Source organism: Georgenia wutianyii, from assembly GCF_006349365.1.
In the GTDB taxonomy this organism is placed as follows: domain Bacteria; phylum Actinomycetota; class Actinomycetes; order Actinomycetales; family Actinomycetaceae; genus Oceanitalea; species Oceanitalea wutianyii.
In genome coordinates this window covers 132235-152265 of the sequence record NZ_CP040899.1, presented here as the reverse complement: position 1 = coordinate 152265, position 20031 = coordinate 132235, and the positions used below count along the sequence as shown (strand labels likewise).

The window sequence follows — 20031 nt, the reverse complement described above, 5'->3', positions numbered from 1 at the left end:
GCTGACCTGCTGGTACGTTGCCCAGGTGACCGACGTCGAGATCACCGTGCGGGGCGCGTGCCGGACGTCCCACCCCGCCGAGCGGGGGACCGTGAGCGCCCACATCTCGGTCGAGGGCGACGACGCCGCGCGGGTCTTCGCCGCCGTCGTCGAGCACTCACACCTTGCGCGCACGAGCGTCGTCGCCCTGCACGACCCGGAGGCCGGACCGGTGACGTCGTGGGTCGGCCAGGACGTGCGCACCTGGGCGACGCGGCCGTGGAGCCAGGACGGTGCGCAGCTGCCGCTCGTCCACCACGCGCGCACCGACCTGCGGGTGACGTTCCGCGACGTCGTCGCGCTCGGGGCGTGGCTCACCGAGATGTCGACGGTCGAGGGCTTCGGCGTCGAGCAGGTCGAGTGGACCCTCACCGAGGCGCGCGAGGAGGAGCTCACCCGCACCGCCCGGTCGCGGGCCGTCGCCGACGCGCGGTCCAAGGCGCGGGACTACGCCGCCGCCCTCGGGCTGGGCGAGGTGCGCGTCGTCGCGCTCGCCGACGCGGGCATGCTCGGGCCCCACCCGCCGGAGGAGCCGGGCCACCTCGCGCGGGTGGCGCTCGCCGGCGGCGGACCCGACCTCGCGCTGGTGCCGCAGGACGTCGAGGTCTCCTGCGAGGTCGACGCCCGGTTCACCGCCGGGCCGCCCGCCTAGGGGGTCGGCAGACCGGTGGGCAGACCGTCGAGGCTCACCCGGTTCTTGCGCTGCTGGTAGTCGCTGACGCCGTCGGGACCGCGCTTGCGCGCCCAGGACTCCATGAGGGGGCGCTGGTCGACGTAGTCGAGGAGCGGGACGCCGAACCCGCACGAGGTCATGGCGAGGTCGACCTCGAGGTCGAAGACGTTGCGGGCGCCCTCGAGCGGCGGGAAGAGGCCGAGGAGCTCGGGCCAGTCCGCGTCCCCGGCGTGGACCGCGCGGGCCGTGCCGTAGAGGCGCAGGATGAGCGGCTTGCCGGCGAAGGCGCAGAACATCAGCGTCATCCGCGGGGTGTCGAGCAGGTGGGCGGCGGTCTCGTTGCCGCTGCCCGTGCCGTTGAGCCACACGACGCGGTTCGGCCCGAGCACCCGCAGGCTGTCCAGGCCCTTGGGCGAGACGTTGACGCGGCCCTCACGGGCCGCCGTCGCGACGAAGTACATCGGCTGCGCCTCGATGAAGGTGCGCAGCTCGTCGGTGATCGCGTCGTACTGGCGGGACATGAGGCCAGTCTGACAGTCCTGGTGCGTGGGTACCGAGTCGCGCTCCGCGTCGAACCGGTCCCGCGCCGGTGGCGATCGGCGTCGACCACCTCTTCGAGCCGGTCGTTCTCGTCGAGGCGGGGGCGTACGCGATCCTCCACTGACCGCCCGGACCTACGCCCGCGCGGCTACGGCGGGAGCCGGCGTCGGGAGTGCGGTGGCGAGGAAGTCACGGATGATCGCGGCGACCTCGTCGAGGGCGGACTCGAGGAGGAAGTGACCGCCGGGCAGCAGCTCGACGCGGGCGTCGGGCAGGTCCCGGGTAAACGCCGCGGCGCCCGCCGGGCCGAAGATCTCGTCCCCCTCGCCCCACACCGCGAGCAGGGGCACCCCGGTGGTACGGAAGTACTCGTGCAGCCGCGGGTAGAGCGCGCGGTTGGTGACGTAGTCACGGAACAGGCTGAGCTGGACGAGGTCGTTGCCGGGCCGGGAGACGAGGGCGTGGTCGTGCTCCCAGGTGCCGGGGTCGACGAGCGAGGGGTCGGCGACGCCGGTCAGGTACTGCCAGCGGATGGCCTCTCGGGTGAGCGCCTGGCGGACGGGCGCCTCCGTCGTCGCGTCGGGGTGCGCGGCGTAGGCCCACAGGTCGGCCCAGAAGTCGTCGACGAAGCCCTCCTCGTAGGCGTTGCCGTTCTGGGTGATGACCGCGGTGACCGCGTCCGGGTCGGCGAGCGCGAGGCGCCAGGCGATCGGCGCGCCGTAGTCCTGGACGTAGACGGCGTACCGCTCGACCCCGAGGGAGGCGAGCAGGCCGGCGGTGATGTCGGCGAGGGCGTCGAAGGTGTAGTCGAAATCCTCGACCGGGGGCGCGTCGGACAGGCCGAAGCCGAGGTGGTCGGGCGCGATGACGTGGTAGCGGTCCGCGAGGAGCGGGATCAGGCCGCGGAACATGTGCGAGCTCGTCGGGTAGCCGTGGAGCAGGACGACGGTCGGGGCGTCGACGGGCCCGGCCTCCCGGTAGAAGACGCGGTGCCCGTCGACGACGGCGTGGCGGTGGTGGACTGCGCTCATTGCTCTAACCCTTTCTCGATGTTTGATGTGGTTAGACAACCACCGCAGGTGTAACCTGTCAACAGCCGATGAGGAGGTTAGACCTGATGGACGTCGTGACCCGCGCCGACGAGGACCTGCTCCTCGACCTGCTCAACACCACCCCCGTCGTCGCCGGGAGCCAGGTCGACGAGCTCCTCGGACCCGACGCCGGCCGGTGGGCGGCCGACCACGGGGGCACCGGCGCACCCGCCGAGGTGACCGCCCTCCGCGAGGCCCGCGACGCCATGCAGGCCGTCGTCTCCGGGGAGGCGCAGGCCTCCTCGCTCGCCCCCCTCCTCGCGCAGGTCGCCGTCCGCCCGCGCTGGCAGGACGGCGCCCTCACGTGGGAGGTCTCGAGCGGTGACGGCAGCACCCTCGCGGCGCGCGCCCTCCTCGCCTGGGCCGCGGTGACCGAGCGCTCCCCCGAGCGGCTGCGTCCGTGCGCGAACCCCGAGTGCTGCCGCTTCCTGCTCGACCGGAGCAACGCCAACGCCGCCCGGTGGTGCTCGATGGCACTGTGCGGCAACCGCGCCAAGGCGCGGCGCCACTACCGCCGCAGCCGGGCCGGTGACGCCGATGGGACCGCCCAGCCCGGGTGACCCGCCCGCGAGCGCCCGGCGTCAGGACCTGAGCACGCCGTCCACCCGCCGGGGCACCTCGCTGTCGTCCCTCATCTCGGCGGGCAGCACCCACTCCGGGGCGTTCTGGAACGCGACCGGACGCAGGAACCGGCGGATCGCCGTGGCACCCACCGACGTGTGCTGGGAGTTCGTGCTCGGCCACGGCCCGCCGTGGTGCTGCGCCCAGGAGACCCGGACACCCGTCGGGTAGCCGTCGAACACGATCCTGCCGGCCCGCTCGGTGGCCACGGCGAGCACCTCGGCAACCGCGTCACGGTCCACGTCGTCGGCATGGATCGAGACCGTCAGCGACCGCGCCATGTCGCGCAGGGCCCGCACCACCTCACCTGTCGCGCGGTACCGGACGACGGTGAGGAGCGGTCCGAAGCACTCGTGCGCGTCCTGCGGGTCCAGCCGCTCGGCATCGGTCTCCAGCAGCTCGGCGGCGACGCCGATCCCGGCGGGGTCCGGGCGGGAGGAGGCCACCCGCACGGCACCAGCCGCCACCTGCGCCTCGACGCCGTCGGTGAAGCTCTCGCGGATCGTGCTCGACAGGAGGACGGTGGCAGGAGCCTGCCCGACCATCTCCCGCAGACCGCGGACGAGCCGGTCACCGGCCTCCGTGTCGGGGACGAAGGCGAAGCCGGGCTTCGTGCACAGCTGTCCCCCCGATCCGGTGAACGACGTGAACAGACCGTGGGCGATGTCGTCCGCCCGGCTGTCCGCCGCCCCCGGGAGCACGACGAGCGGGTTGAGGCTGGACAGCTCACCGAAGAACGGGATGGGCTCCTCACGCTCGGCGATGACGTCGAGGATCCCGCGGGCCGCGGCCACCGACCCGGTGAGGGTGACCGCCCTGGCCGCCGGATGGCGGACCGCGTCGAGCCCGGCCTGGAAGCCGTGGAGCAGGTGCAGCCCGTCGGCTCCGAGCACCTCCTGCGCCGCCTCGGTGACGATACGGGCGGAGAGCGCGGAGGTGAGCGGGTGCGCTGGGTGCGCCTTCGCCACGACGCCACATCCCGCCCCGAGGGCCGAGGCGGTGTCGCCCCCGAGGACCGAGAACGCGAACGGGAAGTTGCTCGCCCCGAACACCACCACGGGCCCGACCGGGACCAGCATCCTCCGCACCTCGGGGAGGGGACCGTCCGCGTGGTCGACCATGACCTCGAGGTACCCGCCGTCACGGAGCACGTCCGCGAAGAGCCCGAACTGGTGGGCTGCCCGGTCCACCTCGCCACTGAGCCGCGACGTCGGCAGTCCGGTCTCACCGGCCGCGGTCTCGACGAGAGCGTCCTTGGCCTCGAGCACGCGCGCCTCGAGGAGGTCGAGCAGGGCAGCCCGGCCATCTCTGCCGGCTCTGCGCAGCACCGAGGTGTCGTCCACCGCCGCGGCGACCGCTGCATGGACGTCGGCGGGCGTGGACTCCTCGAGGTGGGTGGGCACGGTCCGACCCGTGCGCGGATCTGTCGTGAGGACGGTGGTCACAGCACTCCCCTGTCTGCCAGAGCGGTCATGAGGTCACGGACACCGAATGTCCAGGGCGGGCACTCCTCGGAGTGGTCGACGACGTTGACGAGGGCACCGAGCGGCGCGGCCGAGATGGTGACGACGTCACCGAGTCGGTGGGTGAAGCCTCCCCCCGCGAGATCCCGGTCCACCACCGGCGCGAACATCGTCCCGAGCATGAGCACGACACCGTCGGGATACTGGTGGTGCCTGCCGACGAGCTGCGAGACGAGGTCCTCCGGGTCGCGCGCGATCTCCTCCATGGCGGAGACCCCCTCCAGTCGGAACCCGTCCGTCCCCCGGATCTCGAGCTGCACGCTCATGGTCCTGACGTCGTCCATCGTGAAGGCGTCGTCGAAGAGCCTGATGAACGGTCCGAGGGCGCAGGAGGCGTTGTTGTCCTTCGCCCGCCCGAGAAGGAGGGCGGAGCGGCCCTCGATGTCGCGGAGGTTGACGTCATTGCCGAGCGTGGCGCCGACGGCGCGACCGCTCGACTGGATGACGAGCGCGACCTCCGGCTCCGGGTTGTTCCACGAGGAGTCCGCCAGCACACCGACCGCCGCCCCCGTGCCGACGGCGGAGAGGACCGGGCCCTTCGTGAAGATCTCTGCGTCGGGGCCGATCCCGACCTCGAGGTACTGGCTCCACAGGCCGTGCTCGGTGAGGTACTCCTTGACCCGCGTCGCCTCCGCCGAGCCCGGCACGATTCGGCTGATGTCCGCTCCGAGGGCCGCTGCGGCGAGCTCGCGCCGCACCCGCGCCGCCTCCCGGTGGTCACCTCCGGCGCGCTCCTCGATGACGCGTTCGACCATGGACGCCGTGAAGGTGACTCCTGCCGCCTTGAGCACCTGAAGGTCCACCGGGGCGAGGAGCCACGGCCGCTCGTCCGTCCTCACCACCGTCGCGGTGTTGGCCAGGACGTCGGCGACGTCACCGAGCACCGGCCCCGAGGCGTCCCGCGCCGCGGCGGCAGGGTCCTCCTGCTCGCACAGGTCCCGGACGGTGGGAAAGGTCTGCGTGACGTCGACGAGCTCGTCGCCGCGGACGACGACGACGCTGGGGCCACGCGCGGCAGGACTCCAGGCGCGCCCGACGAGGACGGCGTCGGCGTCGTCGGGCAGCGCGCCGGACGGCGAGCCGAACCAGGGCTCGTCCGCGGCGCCGGTGTGGCGCGAGGAGCTCACCGTGCGTCCAGGTTGAAGAACGAGGCCTCGTCGTCAGGCCGGATGTCGTACGTCGCGTCCGCGAAGAGCCGCAGGGGCCGAGGGACGAACGGGTACCGCTCCATCGCGCCCGTGTCGAGCGTGATTCCCAGACCGACGCCGTCAGGGATCATCACGTCTCCCTCAGGTGTCAGGGCGAGGCGTTCGGAGGAGATGTCAGGTCGCCACGGCACGTCGGTCGCCATGATCTCCAGGTAGTGGAAGTTCGGGACCGTCGCGCCGATCTGCAAGGTTGCCGCCGTACTGACCGGCCCGCTCGGGTTGTGTGGCGCGAAGCCGACGTACGACATCGCCGCCAGGCCGGACAGGAATACCAGCTCCGCGATGCCACCGGCGTGGGTGACGTCGGGCTGGACGAAGTCCACGACGTGACGGGCCAGCGCCGGCGCCACGGCCTGCCGACCGAACCACCGCTCTCCCGCTGCGATCGGAACGGGAGACGCGCGCCGCACCTGGTCCAGGGCATCGAGGCTGTCCGGAGGACAGGGTTCCTCGAACCAGACGGGATCGAAGGGTGCCAGCTCGCGGGCGATCTTCGTCGCGGTCCGGACGTCGAACCTGCCGTGACCCTCGATGAACAGCTCGACCTCCGGGCCGACCTCGTCCCGCACGGCCTGGATCTGGGCCAGCGCACGGTCGAGCTGTGCGGTCGTGACCACGAGGTCGTAGTTCTCGAACGGGTCCCACTTGAGCCCCCGGAAGCCGGTGTCGACCGTCCGCCGGGCGGCAGCGGCGTACTCCTGAGGCGTCGCTGCCTTGGAGAACCAGCCGTTCGCGTAGGCGCGCACCCGGTCGCGGGTCTGTCCACCGAGCAAGCGGTGGACCGGCACCCCGAGCGCGCGGGCAGAGATGTCCCACAGGGCCATCTCGATCGCACTCAGGGCGGTCATCATCACCGGTCCGCCCCGCCAGTACCCGTCACGGACGGTCTCGTGGACCATGTGGCTGACCCGAGTTGGGTCACGTCCGACGACCGAGTCGGCGATGTCCGCCAGCGCACCGAGCACGGCGCGCTCCCGCCCCTCGAGAGTCGCCTCACCGATCCCGACGACCCCCTCGTCCGTCAGGACCTCCACGAGGACGAGGTTCGTGCGGTAGAAGTCGACGGTGTGGGGCTCGACGGCTGTGATCTTCACGGTGGCTATCCCTTCACTGCGCCTGCGGTCATGCCCGCCACGACGTACTTCTGTGCGAACAGGTAGAACACGACCGCCGGCAGGGTGAACATCAACGCCACTGCCATGACCGTCTGGAGCGGGGTCCCGAGCTCGCCGATGAAGTTCGCGATCCCCACCGACGCGGGCTGGATCTGCGGGTCGAAGATGAACGTCACGGCGAAGACGTACTCGTTCCACGCGTGGAAGAAGGCGATGACGGCGGTCGCCGCTATCGACGGCACGATCAACGGGAGGTTGATCCGCAGGAGAACGGCCAGCGGCCGCGCTCCGTCGATACGCGCGGCTTCCTCGAGCTCCCTGGGGACACCGTCGATGGCGCCCTTGAGGATGAGTCCGACGATGGGCAGGACGAAAGCGGAGTTGGCGAGGACGAGCCCACCGAGCGAGTCCAGCAGGTCGAAACGACGGAAGAGCGCAAAGAGCGGCACCACCATGAGCGCCTCGGGGAGCATCTGCGTGAAGAGCATGACGAGGGCGACGACGACCTTGCCGCGGAAGCTGAACCGCGACAGCGCGTAGCCCAGGGGAATCCCCAGCCCGATCGAGAGCACCATCGTGCCGGTGGCGATGGTGAAGCTGTTGACCAGCCATCCCAGCGCCTTGCCGTCCGCCAGCGCGGTCCCGAAGACGCCGAGCTGCCCGAGGTCGGGGAACAGGCGTGCCTCCGGCGCGAAGAGCTCGGCATTCGTCGACAGGGCGGTGACGAGCATCCAGTAGAGCGGGAACACGGCGATGCCGAGGGCGACGAGAACGGCGATGACGCGCAGGACGAGGCCCGCCGTGCTGGTGCGGTTCACGACAGTCTCCGCTCTGCCACCCGGGCGACGGCCGTGCTCGCGCCGATCACCGCCAGGGAGATGAGGACGCCGACCATGCCGATCGCTGCGGCGGTGCCGAGCTGCTGGGACTGGAAGGCCTGGGAGTACAGGTCGATGACGATCGTCTCCGTCGTGCCCACCGGGCCTCCCTTGGTCATCAGCCAGATGAGCTCGAACCGCCGGATGGACCAGATCGTCATGAGGAGGGCGAGCAGCCCGACGGTCGGCTTGATCACCTGCCACGTCACGGCACGGAAGGTCCACCATCGGCCGGCACCGTCCATCGTCGCCGCCTCGACGAGGTCCTGGGACACCGACTGCAAGGCGGACAGGAGCACGACCGACGTGAACGGGAACAGCTGCCAGATCGTGGTCACGAGGATCGCCGGCAGCGCGTACTGCTGGCTGTCGAGGATGGAGCCCCCGGGCACTCCGAGGCCGATGGCGTCGAGGAACCGGTTGACGATGCCGTACTGCGCGTTGAACATCCAGGTGGCGATCAGTGCCACGGCGATCCCGGGTGCCGCCCACGGGACGGTGACGAGTGCCCGGGCGACGCCCCGCCCACGGAACGACCTGTTGAGGAGCAGTGCCAGCGCGAGTCCCACACCGACCGAGCCGACGACGCACGCGACGGTGTAGACGAGCGTCGTGCGCAGGGTGCGGTGGAACTCCGGGTCGACGAAGATGCGCTCGTAGTTGGCCAGTCCCACCCACTCGCTGCGCGTGGGGTTGAGGAGGGTCGTCTCGGTGAAGCTCAGGTAGACCTGCTGCACCAGCGGAACTCCCTGGAACAGCAGGATGTAGACCGCAGCGGGCGCGAGGAACACGTACGGCGTCCACCGGCTCCCGAGCGGGCTCTTTCGCCGGATCGAGGCTCTCACCTCGGGCGGCACAGTCTGCACTGCCAATGTGACTCCCTGGGACGGGCCGTGGCCGGCGCGCGGGCGCGCGCCGGCCACGGCGGGCCGGTCATCCGACGAGACTGACCGCCTCCTCCTGCGCCCGGTCGAGGGCCTCCTGCATGCTGACCTCGCCCTGGAGTGAGGCGAGCACGTTCTCCACGACGATCTTGCGAATGTCGGGAGTCCGTGACTCGAAGCCGAGGACGACGTGCGGAAGGCTGGTGTCCGTGAGCTCGTCGAACACCGTGAGGAACGGCGTCTCCTCGAGGGTCTCCGGGCTGCGCTCGGTGACGGTGGCGACACTGCTCGCGCCGAGGATCTCCTGGAGCTTGACCTGGTTCTCCGGCTGCAGCACCCACTCGATGAAGGTCGCCGCCGCCTCCTTCGCCGGGCTCGCCTCGTTGATGACGATGGGCGCGAGGATCGTGCCCTGGGCCCGGACCGGGAACGGGATGGGTGCCACGCTGAAGTTGAGGTCTGGTGCCTGACCCTGTGTGGCCGAGACGTAGCCGCCGTTGTTCAGCTCCATGCCGACCTTGCCCTCGGCGAACATGCGGCGGAACGTGGCCGCGTCCGCGCCACGGGGGATGACCTCGGCGTCGTAGAGGGACTGGTAGGCCTCGAGCCCCTCGACGTTCTCGGCCCGGTTGATCGTCAGCTCCTCGCCGTCCGACCAGGCGCCCCCGAAGCCGTAGACGTAGTTGAAGATGTCCTGCCAGACACCGGCCTCCTCCTCCTGGGTCTGCCGGAAGGCCAGACCGAAGGTGTCGCCCTCCGTCAGCTCCTCAGCGGTCTGGACGAACTCCTCGAACGTCGTCGGAGGCTCGGGGATGAGGTCGGCGTTGTAGAACATGCCGTAGTTCGAGGCCTCGAAGATGACTCCGTGACGGACGCCGTCGTGGACCATGAACTGGTCGGGCTGCTGGAGCAGGTCGTACTCCTCGAGGTCGATGTAGTCGTCCAGCGGGGTGATGAGGCCGGCCTCGGAGGCCGAGGCGAACTCAGGCATGTCGAAGCGGATGAGATCCGGGCCCAGGCCGCTGCCCATCTGGGTGAGCACGGTCTGCCCGAACGTCGGGTAGGGGACCGCCGCAGCCGACACACGGATCTCGTCCTGGCTGGAGTTGAACTCGTCGACGAGCTCGAGCAGCAGCGGCCCGCGACCCGGGTCACCGAATGTCGAGGCCGCGAACGTCACCGTCGTCACGCCACCACTGCCCTCGGGGTCGGCGGCGTCCTCGTCGCCCCCACTGCTGCATCCGACGAGCGCCAGAGCGAGGGCAGAAGCCGTTGCCGTCACCGCCGTCCGGCGCGAGTGATTCGTTCTCATGATTACTCCCTTGTAATGAGACGGACGTCGCGGACGCGCAACGCGACCCGCAGCATGCGCAACAGTAGCCACGCGTTGCAATAGGTCCTAGCATGCGTTGCAGAGATTGCAACGGAGGTTCTGCGTTATGTCCCAGTCGGTCCAGCGTGCGATCACGCTGATCCAGCGCTCGGCCCAGGGCCCGCTCTCGCTCACCGAGGCGGCTACCCTGCTCGACGTCCACAAGTCCACGGCGCTGCGCCTGCTGCAGACCCTGGAGTCCGCACGGTTCGTCCGGCGGACGGGCGCGGGGACCTACGTCTTCGGCGGGGGCCTCATCGAGCTCTCCGAGCTCACCCTGGGCTCGATGGACCTGCGTCAGCTCGCCGGCCGGCCGCTGCGCGACCTCCAGCGCCGCACCGGCCACACGGTGCACCTGGCCCAGCTGACCGGCGACGAGATCATCTACATCGACAAGGTCGACAGCCCCGCCCATCCCACCGTGCAGCTCCCGTCCCGGGTGGGGCACGCGGTCTCGATCCACGCGAGCGCGGTGGGCAAGGTGATCCTCGCCCACCTGCCACGTGCCGACCGGGAACGGCTCCTGTCCTACGTGACCCTCGAGCGCCACACCCCGACGACCATCACCGACCGGGACTCCTTCGAGGTCGAGCTCGCGACCGTGCGTCACCGGGGCTGGGCCGCGGACAACGGCGAGCGCGACTCCTACGTCGTGTGCGCCGCCGTGCCGGTCCGCGACTCCCGGGGCAAGGTCGTCGCCGCCATCTCGATCAGCTCGGTCGAGGTCGTGGCCTCGCTCCCGCAGCTGGAGGAGCACCTCCCGCTCCTGTTCGCGACAGCCCGCGTCGTCTCCGCTGAGCTCGGGCACGCCCACTAGCCAGATCCGCAACCCGTGGTGCGCATAGCGCAACACTCTGTTGACATGCCTTTCCTGCCGCCACCATCCTCAGCGCAACGGCGCCACAGGCGCCGCGGATAGGTGTCCAGGGGGGCTCACCTCGACGTTTCGACTCAGGGAAGACTCGAACGCATCGCCCGCACGGCGGAGTGCCGACACGGCGACCATCCGTCGTCGGTGACGACGACACGCGCAACCCGCATCGTCGCCGTGCGCAGTTCCGGCGAGCGCTCCTCACGACGCTGACCCACGTCCAAGATTCGAGGAGACTGGCATGAAGATCTCGTCTTTCCGCCTGTTCCGGGGCGGTCCTGGCTCGCCACCGACCGCCTCGTCGCGCAGACGACGTTCCCGAGAGGTCCTGATCGCGGCATCCGCCGTCGGAGCCCTCGCGCTCGGCATCGCCGGCGCCGCGCCGGCCGCCGCCGACACGGAGGCAGACCTCGGCCCGACGCTCGTCAAGACCGACGTCGCACCCACGGGGTACTCCGTGAAGTTCCGCTACGAGGCCCCACCCGGGGTCGAGCAGGTCCACCTCTACGGCGACTGGACCTACGCCCAGCCCGAGACCATCACCTGCGACGGCTGCGGTGAGCACCGGCTGCCCTCCCAGTGGCGCCCGGGGGACGTCGCCGCGACGCAGTGGCGCACCATCCCGATGGTCAAGGGCGCCGACGGCGTCTGGGAGGCCACGACCCCCCTGCCCGCGGGCACGTTCCGCTACGCCTTCACCCACGACTGCGCCAGCGACGTGGCCACAGGCTGCACGCTGCACTACGACCCGGCCAACCCGTGGGAGATCTTCCCGCAGTACCCCGGGGCGCCCGGTGCCGTGCGGAGCACCTTCTGGGTACCCACCCACCCCGACTTCCCGACCTACGCGACGGACTACCAGCGGCCGCTGCCGGCGGACCAGATGGGTGAGCTGCAGTCGCTGCGCTACGACTCGCCACTGTCCACCAACCCCGCCGGCGTCCACGACCTGCTGGTCTACACGCCGCACGGCTACGACGCCGACCGCGCCGAGCCGTACCCCACCCTCTACCTGAGCCACGGAGGCGGGGACCACTCCACCGCGTGGTTCATGCAGGGCGTCGCCCACTACATCGTCCAGAACGCCATCAACGAGGGGGCGGCGGAGGAGATGGTCGTCGTCGCGACCGACTTCAACGGCCTGCCGGGCGGGAACGTCGGCTTCGTCGACGAGCTGCGGAACAACATCTTCCCGTTCGTCGAGGAGAGCTTCAACGTCTCCACCGACCCTGCCGACCGCGCGTTCGCCGGCTTCTCCGCCGGAGGCAGCCGGGCGCAGACCCTCGCCTACGACTACACCGACCTCTTCGGCTACCACGGCGTGTGGAGCATCGGCGGAGGACCGGCCTCCGCCGAGCAGGTCGAGCGGATGAAGAACGTCTCCGGAGCCATCATGTGGGGCACAGGGCTGCAGGACCGCCTGGGCAACATCGCGGTGAACTCCGTCGCAAGAGCTGCTGCTCACCGGGCCGCCGGCATCGACCTCATCGAGCACAACGTCCCCGGCGGGCACACGTGGCACTCCTGGCGTCCGCTGCTGAACTTCTACGTCCGCAACGTCGTGTTCCAGGACCCGGCGGACCGCAGCGGCATCCCGCTCAAGGCGAACGTCACCGAGACCTCCGGAGCGCTCACGCTCTCGGTGGCCAGCTACGGCGACGCCGTCGAGCTGGGCGACGAGAGGCGGCTCGCGGACCGGCTCACCTTCCGGGGCACGCTGCCGACGGTGACGGTCACCGACTCGCGCAGCGCGAACCAGGCAGCCGGGGGCGGATGGTCCGTCACCGGCCAGTCGAGCGTGTTCCGTAGCGGCTCGCACGAGCTCGACGCCGGGCACCTCGGCTGGAAGCCGCTGCTCGTCAACCCGAAGCCCGGGGTGACACCCGGTCCGACGGTCGCCAGCATCATCTCCGGGGGACGAGGCCTCGCCGCCCCGGCGACGCTGGCCGCCGCCGACCAGGCCGGTCGGCGCGGTCAGGCACAGATGACGGCGGACCTCCTGCTGGAGTTCCCCGTCGACGCCGCCTTCGGCGAGTACACCGCCAACCTCTCGGTCTCGCTCTTCCCGACCGACTGACACGTGGGAGCGGCCGGCCGGTGGTGGGAGCCGGCCGGCCGCGACCCCACCTCTGGGGGCACCATGTCACGCACCTATGCACGTCCACTCGGCGTGGCGGCGGTCCTGGTGACCGCCACCGCGTTCCTCGCACCCTCCGTCGCGGCATCGCCCGGCACAGCGGCGACCACCCGACCGGTGTCGGAGGCGTCCGCCGACTCCCTGACCACCTGGGGACTCCATCCCTCGACGGACGGAGAGCCGGACGGCCGTGTCTCCCTCCGCCACTCCGTGGAGGGCGGCACAGAGCTCTCCGACGAGGTGGCCCTCACCAACTTCGGAACGGAACCGGCGACGTTCGCGGTCTACGGCGGGGACGGGACGCTGTCGCCGGACGGGAGCTTCGACCTCGCCCCCTCGGACCAGGAGCCGACCGGAGGCGGGTCCTGGATCACCGTCCTGCCCGCGGGCGGCTCCGAGGCCCGCGACGGCGGTGGGCTCATGCTCGAGGTGCCCGGCCAGACCACCGTCGCCATCCCTGTCGAGATCCGGGTTCCTGCGGACGCGACCCCGGGTGACCACCCCGCGGGCATCGTCGCCGAGCTGGCCGACACCGGGACGACCAGCGTGCGGATGACCTCACGGGTCGGGGTGCGCGCCCACCTGCGGGTCACGGGGGACATCCTGGCCCAGCTCACCCACGAGCAGGTCAGCGCGACGTACGCACCGTCGTGGAACCCGTTCGCACCCGGCACCACGACGATCACCTACACCGTGGTGAACTCGGGGAACGTCCGCCTCGGAGCCGACTCCGCCGCCACCGTCAGCGGCCCGTTCGGCCTGTTCGACGCCGAGAGCCTCACCGAGGACCGCGAGATCCTCCCCGGAGACCCCGTCAGCCACACCGTCGCGGTCCCCACGTGGCCGACCGTGCACGCGCGCGGGTCTCTCACCAGCACCCCGGGCATCGTGGGCGAGGACGTCGTCGACGTCCCTCTGGCGGCGGCCACCAGCACCGTGAGCGTCTGGGCAGTCCCGTGGTCCCAGCTCGCCCTGCTCGCCCTGATCTGCGGCGCCCTGCTGCTCTTCCGCAGGCATCGGCGACGTGCAGCGCAGAAGGTGCAGGACCGCATCGCCGCGGCCGTCGCTGCGGCAACGGGCTCCGCGGCCGCCGCCGACGTACCCGAGGACACGGATCCAGGGCTCCCGGACTCGGTCCCGAGCCGGCGGTGACCCGCCCTCCGGCGCCATTCCGCCGAAAAGAGCGAGAGCCCCGCCGGTGACCGGCGGGGCTCTCGCTTTCTCTTCCTGCGCGCCCGGAGGGACTCGAACCCCCAACCTTCTGATCCGTAGTCAGATGCTCTATCCATTGAGCTACGGGCGCATGACCCCGTGGGGCCGTAGTCGAGCATAGCCGCAGGAGGGCGGCGGGGAAAATCCCAGGAGCCCCTCGAGCACGTGAGTTCCGCCACGCACGACGGTGAGGGGCCCGGACGTGCGGAGGCGGCCCGGCCCTCGAGGTGAGGACCGGGCCGCCGTGGGTCGTCAGCCGCAGGAGTGGGCGGCGTAGGGGACGGTCAGCGGGACCGTCACCCCGTCCGCCGACAGGGTCACGTCCACCTCACCGGCAGGCACGGAGACCTGCCTCGTGGTGAAGGCGTGGAGCGCACTGCGCCCGGCACCGAGGTCGGTGAGGACCTTGGACCCGAACGCGGTGTCAGCCTGCACCGTCACCGGGTGGTCCTCCCCGTTGGTCACCCGCAGGGTGAGGACGGAACGTCCGACGACGCACCGCGCGTCGGTCGTCACCGTGACGTCGAGCGTGGGCTCGCCGCCCGCCTCGGTGAACTCCCACGTGTCGATCTCGAGGAGGTCGCCCGCGGCGCCGGCGTAGGTGAAGAAGACGTCGTGCGTGCCGGTCGCGCCGGTGAGCTCGGCCGTCACCTCGGTCCACTCCCCGACGGTGCCGTCGACGTCGACCGTCCCGAGCACCGGGCCCGTCTCGCTGCCGGCGCGCACCTGGATCCGCACGTCCTCCTGGAGCGGGCGCACGTGCGCGGTCACCGAGGCCGCCCCGGAGTCACCGAAGGCGACGGAGGACAGCGCGGTCCAGTCCCCGTTGTCGACGTCGGTGACGACGAGGTTGGGCACGTCCGTGCCGAACTCCGCGGACGGCAGGTCCGTGCGGGCGGTCGTGATGCCCTTGGTCCAGCCCAGCGTCTCGGCCTCGAACACGCGGTACGGGTCGAAGTCCCGGACCTGCTCGACCCCGGCGTAGGTGCCGACGACCTGGACGGCGGTGCCGTCCTCGTTGAACGTCAGCTCCTGGATGTGAGGGCTGCGGTAGCCCTGCGTCTGGTTGCCGTTGATCCGCTTGTTGAGGGTCGGGGCGTGGTAGGTGAAGTAGAACTTCCCCTCGTACTCGAAGACCGACTGGTGGTTGTTGCCGCCGGTGCCCGTCCCGAAGAACTCCGCCTGGTTCGGGAAGATCACCCCGGCGTAGGTGTCCTTGTCCCACACCGTCGGGTCGTCGGAGATCATGTAGCCGATCTGGCCGCCGCCGGGGTAGCCGGGCAGGGGCGTCTGGTTGCCGCCGAAGTCCGAGCCACCGAAGTGGGAGGAGTAGGTGAGGTAGTACAGGTCGTCGCGCTTGAAGACGTGCGCGGCCTCGAACGCCACCGGCGCGTCGACGACGAACGCCGAGCCCTCGGTCGTGACGAGGTCGTCCGCGAGGCGGATCCCGCGCAGGTTCTTCGGGTTGTTGTACCGCTCCGCCGGCGGCATCGAGGTCGCCGCCGGGCCGCCGCCGAAGTACAGGTACGGCTCGCCGTCGTCGTCGACGAACGGGGCCGGGTCGAAGCGCCACGCCACGTCCTCGGTGCCCGGCGTCGAGGCGTTGATGAGCGTACTCGTGCGCTCGCTGGACCAGGGGCCGAGCGGGCTCTCGCCGGTGATGACGTTGCTCGAGCCGCCGCCGTTGGCGTAGTAGAGGAAGGTCTTCTCCACGCCGTCGACCGTCTGCGTGACGGCGCCCGGGGCCCACGAGTTGTTCGTGAAGGGCGCGACGCCGTTCGGTCCGGCCACCTGGATCTCGCCGTGGTCGACCCAGTTGACGAGGTCGGTCGAGGAGATCACCGTGATCTGGTTGATGTCCCCGTAGTTGATCTGCGGGGAGATGCCGGTGACCGGGTCGGGCGCGTAGCCCTGGGTGTCGTTGGTCATGTACATGTACACCCGGCCGTCGTGGACCATGCCGAAGCCGTCGGCGCCGAACTTGTGGCCGAGGAGCGGGTTGTGGTCGCCGGGCAGCTTGCCGGCGACCTCGACGGTCCGCGAGGGCGGCGGCGGGGGCGGGGCACCGACGAGGGAGACGTCGTCGACGACGAAGTCCATGAGGTGCAGGTCCGGGTCGGCGCCGGGTTCGCTCGTCCACGGGGTCTCGAGGAAGAGGCGCGCCGTCGTCACGCCCTGGCCGGCGGGGACGGTGAAGGTGCTGTTGATGTGGGCCCACTGGCCGCGGGTCGCCACGACGTCACCGACGTTGGTGTAGGTCCCGCCGCCGTAGTGCATCGTCGCGAAGAACTGCTTGGTCGCCGGGCTGGCCGGGTTGTCGTACTTGATCCGGGCCTGGACCGTGTAGGTCGAGCCGGCCTGCAGCTTGCCGCTGAGGTCCTGCATCGGGCCCGAGCCGGTGGTCTGTCGGCCGGTGGTCTGCGCCGCCGCGTCGCCGCTGAACGCGTCGTCGGTGACGGCGAGGGACGCGCCGTCGGTCGGGTTGCCGTTGTTGACGAACCATCCGCTCAGGCCGTCCTCGAACCCACCGTTGACGATGAGCTCCTCGCTCGGCGCCTCGTCGGCCTGGACCGGTGATGTCGCCACCGCCAGGCCCGCCGACAGGAGCGCGCCGATGGCGATGAGGGACATTGCTGCGCGTCTGTCGTGCCGTCGTTCTAGTGCCACGAACTGTCCTCCTCAGGTGCTACGTGCTGGTCGTGGTCCGCGGGGACGGACCTGCGTGCTCGGCTGGGCCGCGGGCTCTCGCCTCACGGGGGCCGGTCGGGGTGGGGCGCCCTCGCCTCCTCCTCTCTCCGCCCGAGGATCAGGCGCCGCAGCTCTGCGCGACGTGGGGGACGGTGAGCTCGAGCGGTGAGCCGCCCTCGGGCGTGACCGTGACGGACACCTCGCCCGGGGGCAGGACCACCTGTCGGGTGGTGAAGGCGTGCGCGGCGCTGCGTCCGGGCGCGAGGTCGGCGAAGGTCCGCGACCCGTGGGCCGAGTCGGCCCGCACGGTCACCGGCACCTCCTCCCCGTTGTGCGCCCGGACGGCGAGGACCGCCCGGCCGACCACACAGCGGGTGTCGGCGGTGACGGTGACGTCCAGCGGCTGCTGCGCGGTGAGCACGCCGAGACGCGCGAGCTCCAGGCTGAGCGCGCGCTCCGGCGCGTCGACCTGGTTCTGGGTGGAGAAGCCGCGCTCCCAGGCAGCCTCGGCCTTGGCCAGCTCGCGCTGCATGGCCGCCCACTCCGGCGCGGGGTGGTCGGCGGCGTCGAGGGTGTGCGCGTGGGCGATCGCCGCCTCCAGGGGTGCGGTGTCGATCCCCGCGCCCTGCGCGGTGAGCGTGTCACTGAGGAGGAAGTGGTCGAAGTCGACGTGCCCGCCGGTCTCCTCGGTCGCGTAGTTGAACAGGCCGAACCGGTGGCCCATGAAGTGCGCGAGGGTGCCGTCGAGCGTCTGCGGACCCACGCGCTGCCCGAGCGGGCTCCAGGTCTCGCCGTCGAGGCTGTAGTAGAAGGTCGTCCACAGCTGGCCGGTGGGCGAGGCGAAGTCGGCGTCGGCCTTGAGGTGCACCTCGGTGGCCTCGCCGAGGTCGACGGTGGTGCCGGGCAGGAACGCCTCGGTCGCCTCCTGGTCGACGACGACGGGGAAGGGCTGGACCCGGTTGACGACACCGAGCGTCGTCTCCCCGCCGTCGCGGCGGACCGCGACGTAGGAGAAGCCGCGGTTGTAGACGGCCAGGCCGGCCGTGTCACCGTCGCGCATGCCCGAGAAGTCCAGGGTGGTCTCGGCCGAGGAGCGCGGCCCGAAGGTCCGCTGGGACAGGGTGTTGCGGGCCTCCTCGAGGTAGGTGAGGCCGGGCCGGTCGCCGAGCTTGGTGAAGACGTAGTCACCGGTGACGGCCTTGCCCGTGGTCAGCCGCAGCCAGCCGTCCCGGTCGGTGAGGGACCAGTAGCGGTTGTCGGGCGCGTGGTTCCACTGCCACACCTCGTCCAGGCGCGAGCCGTTGAAGGCGATCTCGTCCGGGTGGGGGAGCTCGGTGACGGTGGGCCGCCCGACGAGGGAGACGTCGTCGACGAGGAGGTCCATGACGTGCGCGGCGGGGTCGGCGGCGACGGTGGCGCTGTTGACCCAGGGGGTCTCGACGAACAGACGCATCGTCGTCGGCGGCTGTCCGGCCGGGACGGTGAAGCTGCCCTCTATGCGGGCCCACTCCCCGCGCCGGGCGGTGACCGTGGCGCGATTGGTGTAGGAGCTGCCGCCGTTGTGGGAGGTGATGAAGAACTGCTTCGTCGCCGGGCTGGCCGGGTCGTCGTACCGGATCATCGCGGAGACGTCGTAGGTGATCCCCGGCTGCACCTTGGCGGTGACGTCCTGGATCGGCCCCGAGCCGGTGTCGACGCGGCCGGTGACGCGCAGGGCCTGGTCCCCGGAGTAGGCGTCCTCGCTCGCCGCGAGCTGGGCGGTGCCGTTGACCTGCCAGCCGGTGGTGCCGTCCTCGAACCCGCCGTTGGTGAGGAGCTCGACGCCGAGGAGCGACTCGTCGACGTCGGGCGCCGCGGGGATGTCCCACTCCTCGTCCATCCACGGCCGGTGCGGGGCGTCGTTGTCGAAGTCGTCCGAGGCGACGATCGCGCGCTGGCGCTCGAGGCGGTGCTCCGCCTCGCTCAGCTCGATGGGGCGGGGGAAGGCGCCGCCCACCGGCACGACGCCCGCGTTGCCGAACACCGGCCACCCGTCGGACCAGGTCGCCGGGATGAGCGCGGGGATGCGGCCGATGGGGAAGGTGTCGCGGAAGAACATGCCGTGCCAGGTGTCCTGCCCGTCCTCCCCGGCGATCGGCACGAGGCTGCCCTGGGCGAAGCCGTTGGAGTTGAGCCCGCTGCGCGCGACGTAGGGGTTGGACCCGTCGGCCGTCGCGTGGCGGCCGAGCAGCTCCTCGGCGCGGAAGAGCACGACCTGGCGGCCCTGGCCCGATGGCCAGGTGATGAGCACGAGGTAGTAGTACCCGTCGATCTCGAAGACCTGGGTGCCCTCGAAGAGGCCGCCGACGAACGGCTGGCCGGGGTAGTCCGCGGGCCGCACGATGTTCGGGTACTCGGCGACGATCTGCGTGAGGTCCTCGCTCAGCCGCACGGCGTGCACCGCGCCGCTGCCGTAGAAGACGTAGGGCGTGCCGCCGTCGGACTCGTCGAAGAACAGGGAGCCGTCGTGCAGGCCGCGGCCGAGGGCGATCTTGTCCCAGCTGCCGTTCTCGACGTCGTCGGTGCTGTAGATGTAGGCGCCGCCGAGGTTGTTCGTGTTGAAGAAGACGTAGAACCGGCCCTCGTGGTACCTCAGCGAGGAGGCCCACTGGCCCTGCCCGTAGGAGTTCTCCCCGTTGCGCAGCGAGAAGGAGTCGTTGATGCTGCCGCGGTCGAAGACGTAGTTGACGATCTCCCAGTTGACGAGGTCGTAGGACCGCATGATCGGGGCGCCCGGGCTCAGGTGCATCGTCGTGCTGATCATGTAGTAGACGTCGCGGCCCTCACCGCTCTCGGCGGCGGGCACGCGGGCCACGCTGATGTCCGGGACGTCGGCGTTGAACAGCGGGACGGTGTACGTGCCGTCGCCCTGGTCCGTCGAGGTGAACGACGGCGCGGGGTCCCACGCCGGCGTCTCCCCCTGCGCCGAGGCGCTCGGGGCGAGGAGGGAGGCGGCGAGCCCGAGGGTGGCCACGAGGGCGCCCGCAGCACGTGCCGTCCGGGAGCGTGGGCGGGCTCCGCCCGCGGGGTGGCGCTTGCGCATGACGAGCTCCTTCGCTGGTCGGCCGCCCGCGTCGTCGCGGCGCTGTGTTAGCGCGCACATCAGGCGTCGAACTCACCGTAGAGGAGCACCCGGCCCC

Annotated in this window: 15 protein-coding genes and 1 tRNA gene; 5 read left to right on the top strand and 11 right to left on the bottom strand. The window is 71.1% G+C overall.

The genetic code is table 11. The features are described 5' to 3' along the window. The first annotated feature begins 25 nt into the window (after window positions 1-25). On the top strand, window positions 26-691 hold the full coding sequence (locus FE251_RS00670; RefSeq protein ID WP_139947403.1) for an SIMPL domain-containing protein: 666 nt from the start codon (window positions 26-28) through the stop codon (window positions 689-691). Here the strand turns inward: FE251_RS00670 and FE251_RS00665 are convergent. Both FE251_RS00665 and FE251_RS00660 read right to left on the bottom strand, forming a co-directional pair. After that, window positions 688-1233, bottom strand: coding sequence for a pyridoxamine 5'-phosphate oxidase family protein (locus FE251_RS00665; protein ID WP_139072642.1), 546 nt, complete (start codon window positions 1231-1233; stop codon window positions 688-690). The genes FE251_RS00670 and FE251_RS00665 overlap by 4 nt on opposite strands. 153 nt (window positions 1234-1386) lie before the next feature. Then, window positions 1387-2283 (bottom strand): alpha/beta fold hydrolase, encoded by an 897-nt coding sequence (locus tag FE251_RS00660; protein WP_139947401.1) that lies wholly within the window; start codon window positions 2281-2283, stop codon window positions 1387-1389. Window positions 2284-2369: 86 nt separating this feature from the next. Here FE251_RS00660 and FE251_RS00655 point away from each other — a divergent pair, with 86 nt between their 5' ends. Continuing rightward, window positions 2370-2903 carry a CGNR zinc finger domain-containing protein gene (locus FE251_RS00655; protein WP_139947400.1) on the top strand — a complete coding sequence of 178 codons (534 nt, stop codon included), beginning with the start codon at window positions 2370-2372 and terminating at the stop codon, window positions 2901-2903. A gap of 21 nt (window positions 2904-2924) precedes the next feature. Here the strand turns inward: FE251_RS00655 and FE251_RS00650 are convergent, their stop codons facing one another. From FE251_RS00650 to FE251_RS00625, 6 genes are all read right to left on the bottom strand, one after another. Continuing rightward, on the bottom strand, window positions 2925-4409 hold the full coding sequence (locus tag FE251_RS00650) for an aldehyde dehydrogenase family protein (RefSeq protein ID WP_139947398.1): 1485 nt from the start codon (window positions 4407-4409) through the stop codon (window positions 2925-2927). Next, the gene (locus FE251_RS00645) at window positions 4406-5614 is read right to left on the bottom strand and encodes a fumarylacetoacetate hydrolase family protein (protein ID WP_230976485.1); all 1209 of its coding nucleotides are present in this window, start codon (window positions 5612-5614) and stop codon (window positions 4406-4408) included. Before FE251_RS00645 ends, FE251_RS00650 begins: the two co-directional genes overlap by 4 nt. Continuing rightward, complete coding sequence (locus FE251_RS00640) at window positions 5611-6789, bottom strand: mandelate racemase/muconate lactonizing enzyme family protein (RefSeq protein WP_139947396.1); 1179 nt, start codon at window positions 6787-6789, stop codon at window positions 5611-5613. Before FE251_RS00640 ends, FE251_RS00645 begins: the two co-directional genes overlap by 4 nt. Window positions 6790-6794: 5 nt before the next feature. Further along, the gene (locus tag FE251_RS00635) at window positions 6795-7628 is read right to left on the bottom strand and encodes a carbohydrate ABC transporter permease (protein ID WP_223147554.1); all 834 of its coding nucleotides are present in this window, start codon (window positions 7626-7628) and stop codon (window positions 6795-6797) included. Continuing rightward, window positions 7625-8533, bottom strand: a complete 909-nt coding sequence (locus FE251_RS00630) for a carbohydrate ABC transporter permease (RefSeq protein WP_139947394.1) — start codon at window positions 8531-8533, stop codon at window positions 7625-7627. The genes FE251_RS00635 and FE251_RS00630 overlap by 4 nt, the downstream gene beginning before the upstream one ends. An 88-nt stretch (window positions 8534-8621) precedes the next feature. Next, entirely contained in the window at window positions 8622-9884 is a 1263-nt protein-coding gene (locus FE251_RS00625) for an ABC transporter substrate-binding protein (protein WP_139947393.1), read from the bottom strand. 127 nt (window positions 9885-10011) lie between these two features. Here FE251_RS00625 and FE251_RS00620 point away from each other — a divergent pair, with 127 nt between their 5' ends. The 3 genes from FE251_RS00620 to FE251_RS00610 all read left to right on the top strand — a co-directional run bounded on the left by FE251_RS00620 (window position 10012) and on the right by FE251_RS00610 (window position 14104). Next, window positions 10012-10761 carry an IclR family transcriptional regulator gene (locus FE251_RS00620; RefSeq protein ID WP_139947391.1) on the top strand — a complete coding sequence of 250 codons (750 nt, stop codon included), beginning with the start codon at window positions 10012-10014 and terminating at the stop codon, window positions 10759-10761. A gap of 295 nt (window positions 10762-11056) precedes the next feature. Further along, complete coding sequence (locus FE251_RS00615; RefSeq protein ID WP_139947390.1) at window positions 11057-12892, top strand: alpha/beta hydrolase-fold protein; 1836 nt, start codon at window positions 11057-11059, stop codon at window positions 12890-12892. A gap of 270 nt (window positions 12893-13162) precedes the next feature. Further along, a complete protein-coding gene (locus tag FE251_RS00610; protein ID WP_139947388.1) occupies window positions 13163-14104 on the top strand; it encodes a COG1470 family protein in 942 nt (313 codons plus the stop codon). A gap of 78 nt (window positions 14105-14182) precedes the next feature. Here FE251_RS00610 and FE251_RS00605 read toward each other — a convergent pair. The 3 genes from FE251_RS00605 to FE251_RS00595 all read right to left on the bottom strand — a co-directional run bounded on the left by FE251_RS00605 (window position 14183) and on the right by FE251_RS00595 (window position 19934). Then, window positions 14183-14255, bottom strand: a tRNA-Arg gene (locus tag FE251_RS00605). 161 nt (window positions 14256-14416) lie between these two features. Then, window positions 14417-16795, bottom strand: coding sequence for a family 43 glycosylhydrolase (locus FE251_RS00600; protein WP_139947386.1), 2379 nt, complete (start codon window positions 16793-16795; stop codon window positions 14417-14419). Between the two features lie 175 nt (window positions 16796-16970). Beyond that, on the bottom strand, window positions 16971-19934 hold the full coding sequence (locus tag FE251_RS00595; RefSeq protein WP_139947384.1) for a beta-xylosidase family glycoside hydrolase: 2964 nt from the start codon (window positions 19932-19934) through the stop codon (window positions 16971-16973). Window positions 19935-20031: the final 97 nt, after the last annotated feature.

Coding starts and splice junctions, on each gene's coding strand:
- FE251_RS00665 (WP_139072642.1), bottom strand. CDS start 1,233: ATGTCCCGCCAGTACGACGCGATCACCGACGAGCTGCGCACCTTCATC.
- FE251_RS00660 (WP_139947401.1), bottom strand. CDS start 2,283: ATGAGCGCAGTCCACCACCGCCACGCCGTCGTCGACGGGCACCGCGTC.
- FE251_RS00655 (WP_139947400.1), top strand. CDS start 2,370: ATGGACGTCGTGACCCGCGCCGACGAGGACCTGCTCCTCGACCTGCTC.
- FE251_RS00625 (WP_139947393.1), bottom strand. CDS start 9,884: ATGAGAACGAATCACTCGCGCCGGACGGCGGTGACGGCAACGGCTTCT.
- FE251_RS00620 (WP_139947391.1), top strand. CDS start 10,012: ATGTCCCAGTCGGTCCAGCGTGCGATCACGCTGATCCAGCGCTCGGCC.
- FE251_RS00615 (WP_139947390.1), top strand. CDS start 11,057: ATGAAGATCTCGTCTTTCCGCCTGTTCCGGGGCGGTCCTGGCTCGCCA.
- FE251_RS00600 (WP_139947386.1), bottom strand. CDS start 16,795: ATGTCCCTCATCGCCATCGGCGCGCTCCTGTCGGCGGGCCTGGCGGTG.
- FE251_RS00595 (WP_139947384.1), bottom strand. CDS start 19,934: ATGCGCAAGCGCCACCCCGCGGGCGGAGCCCGCCCACGCTCCCGGACG.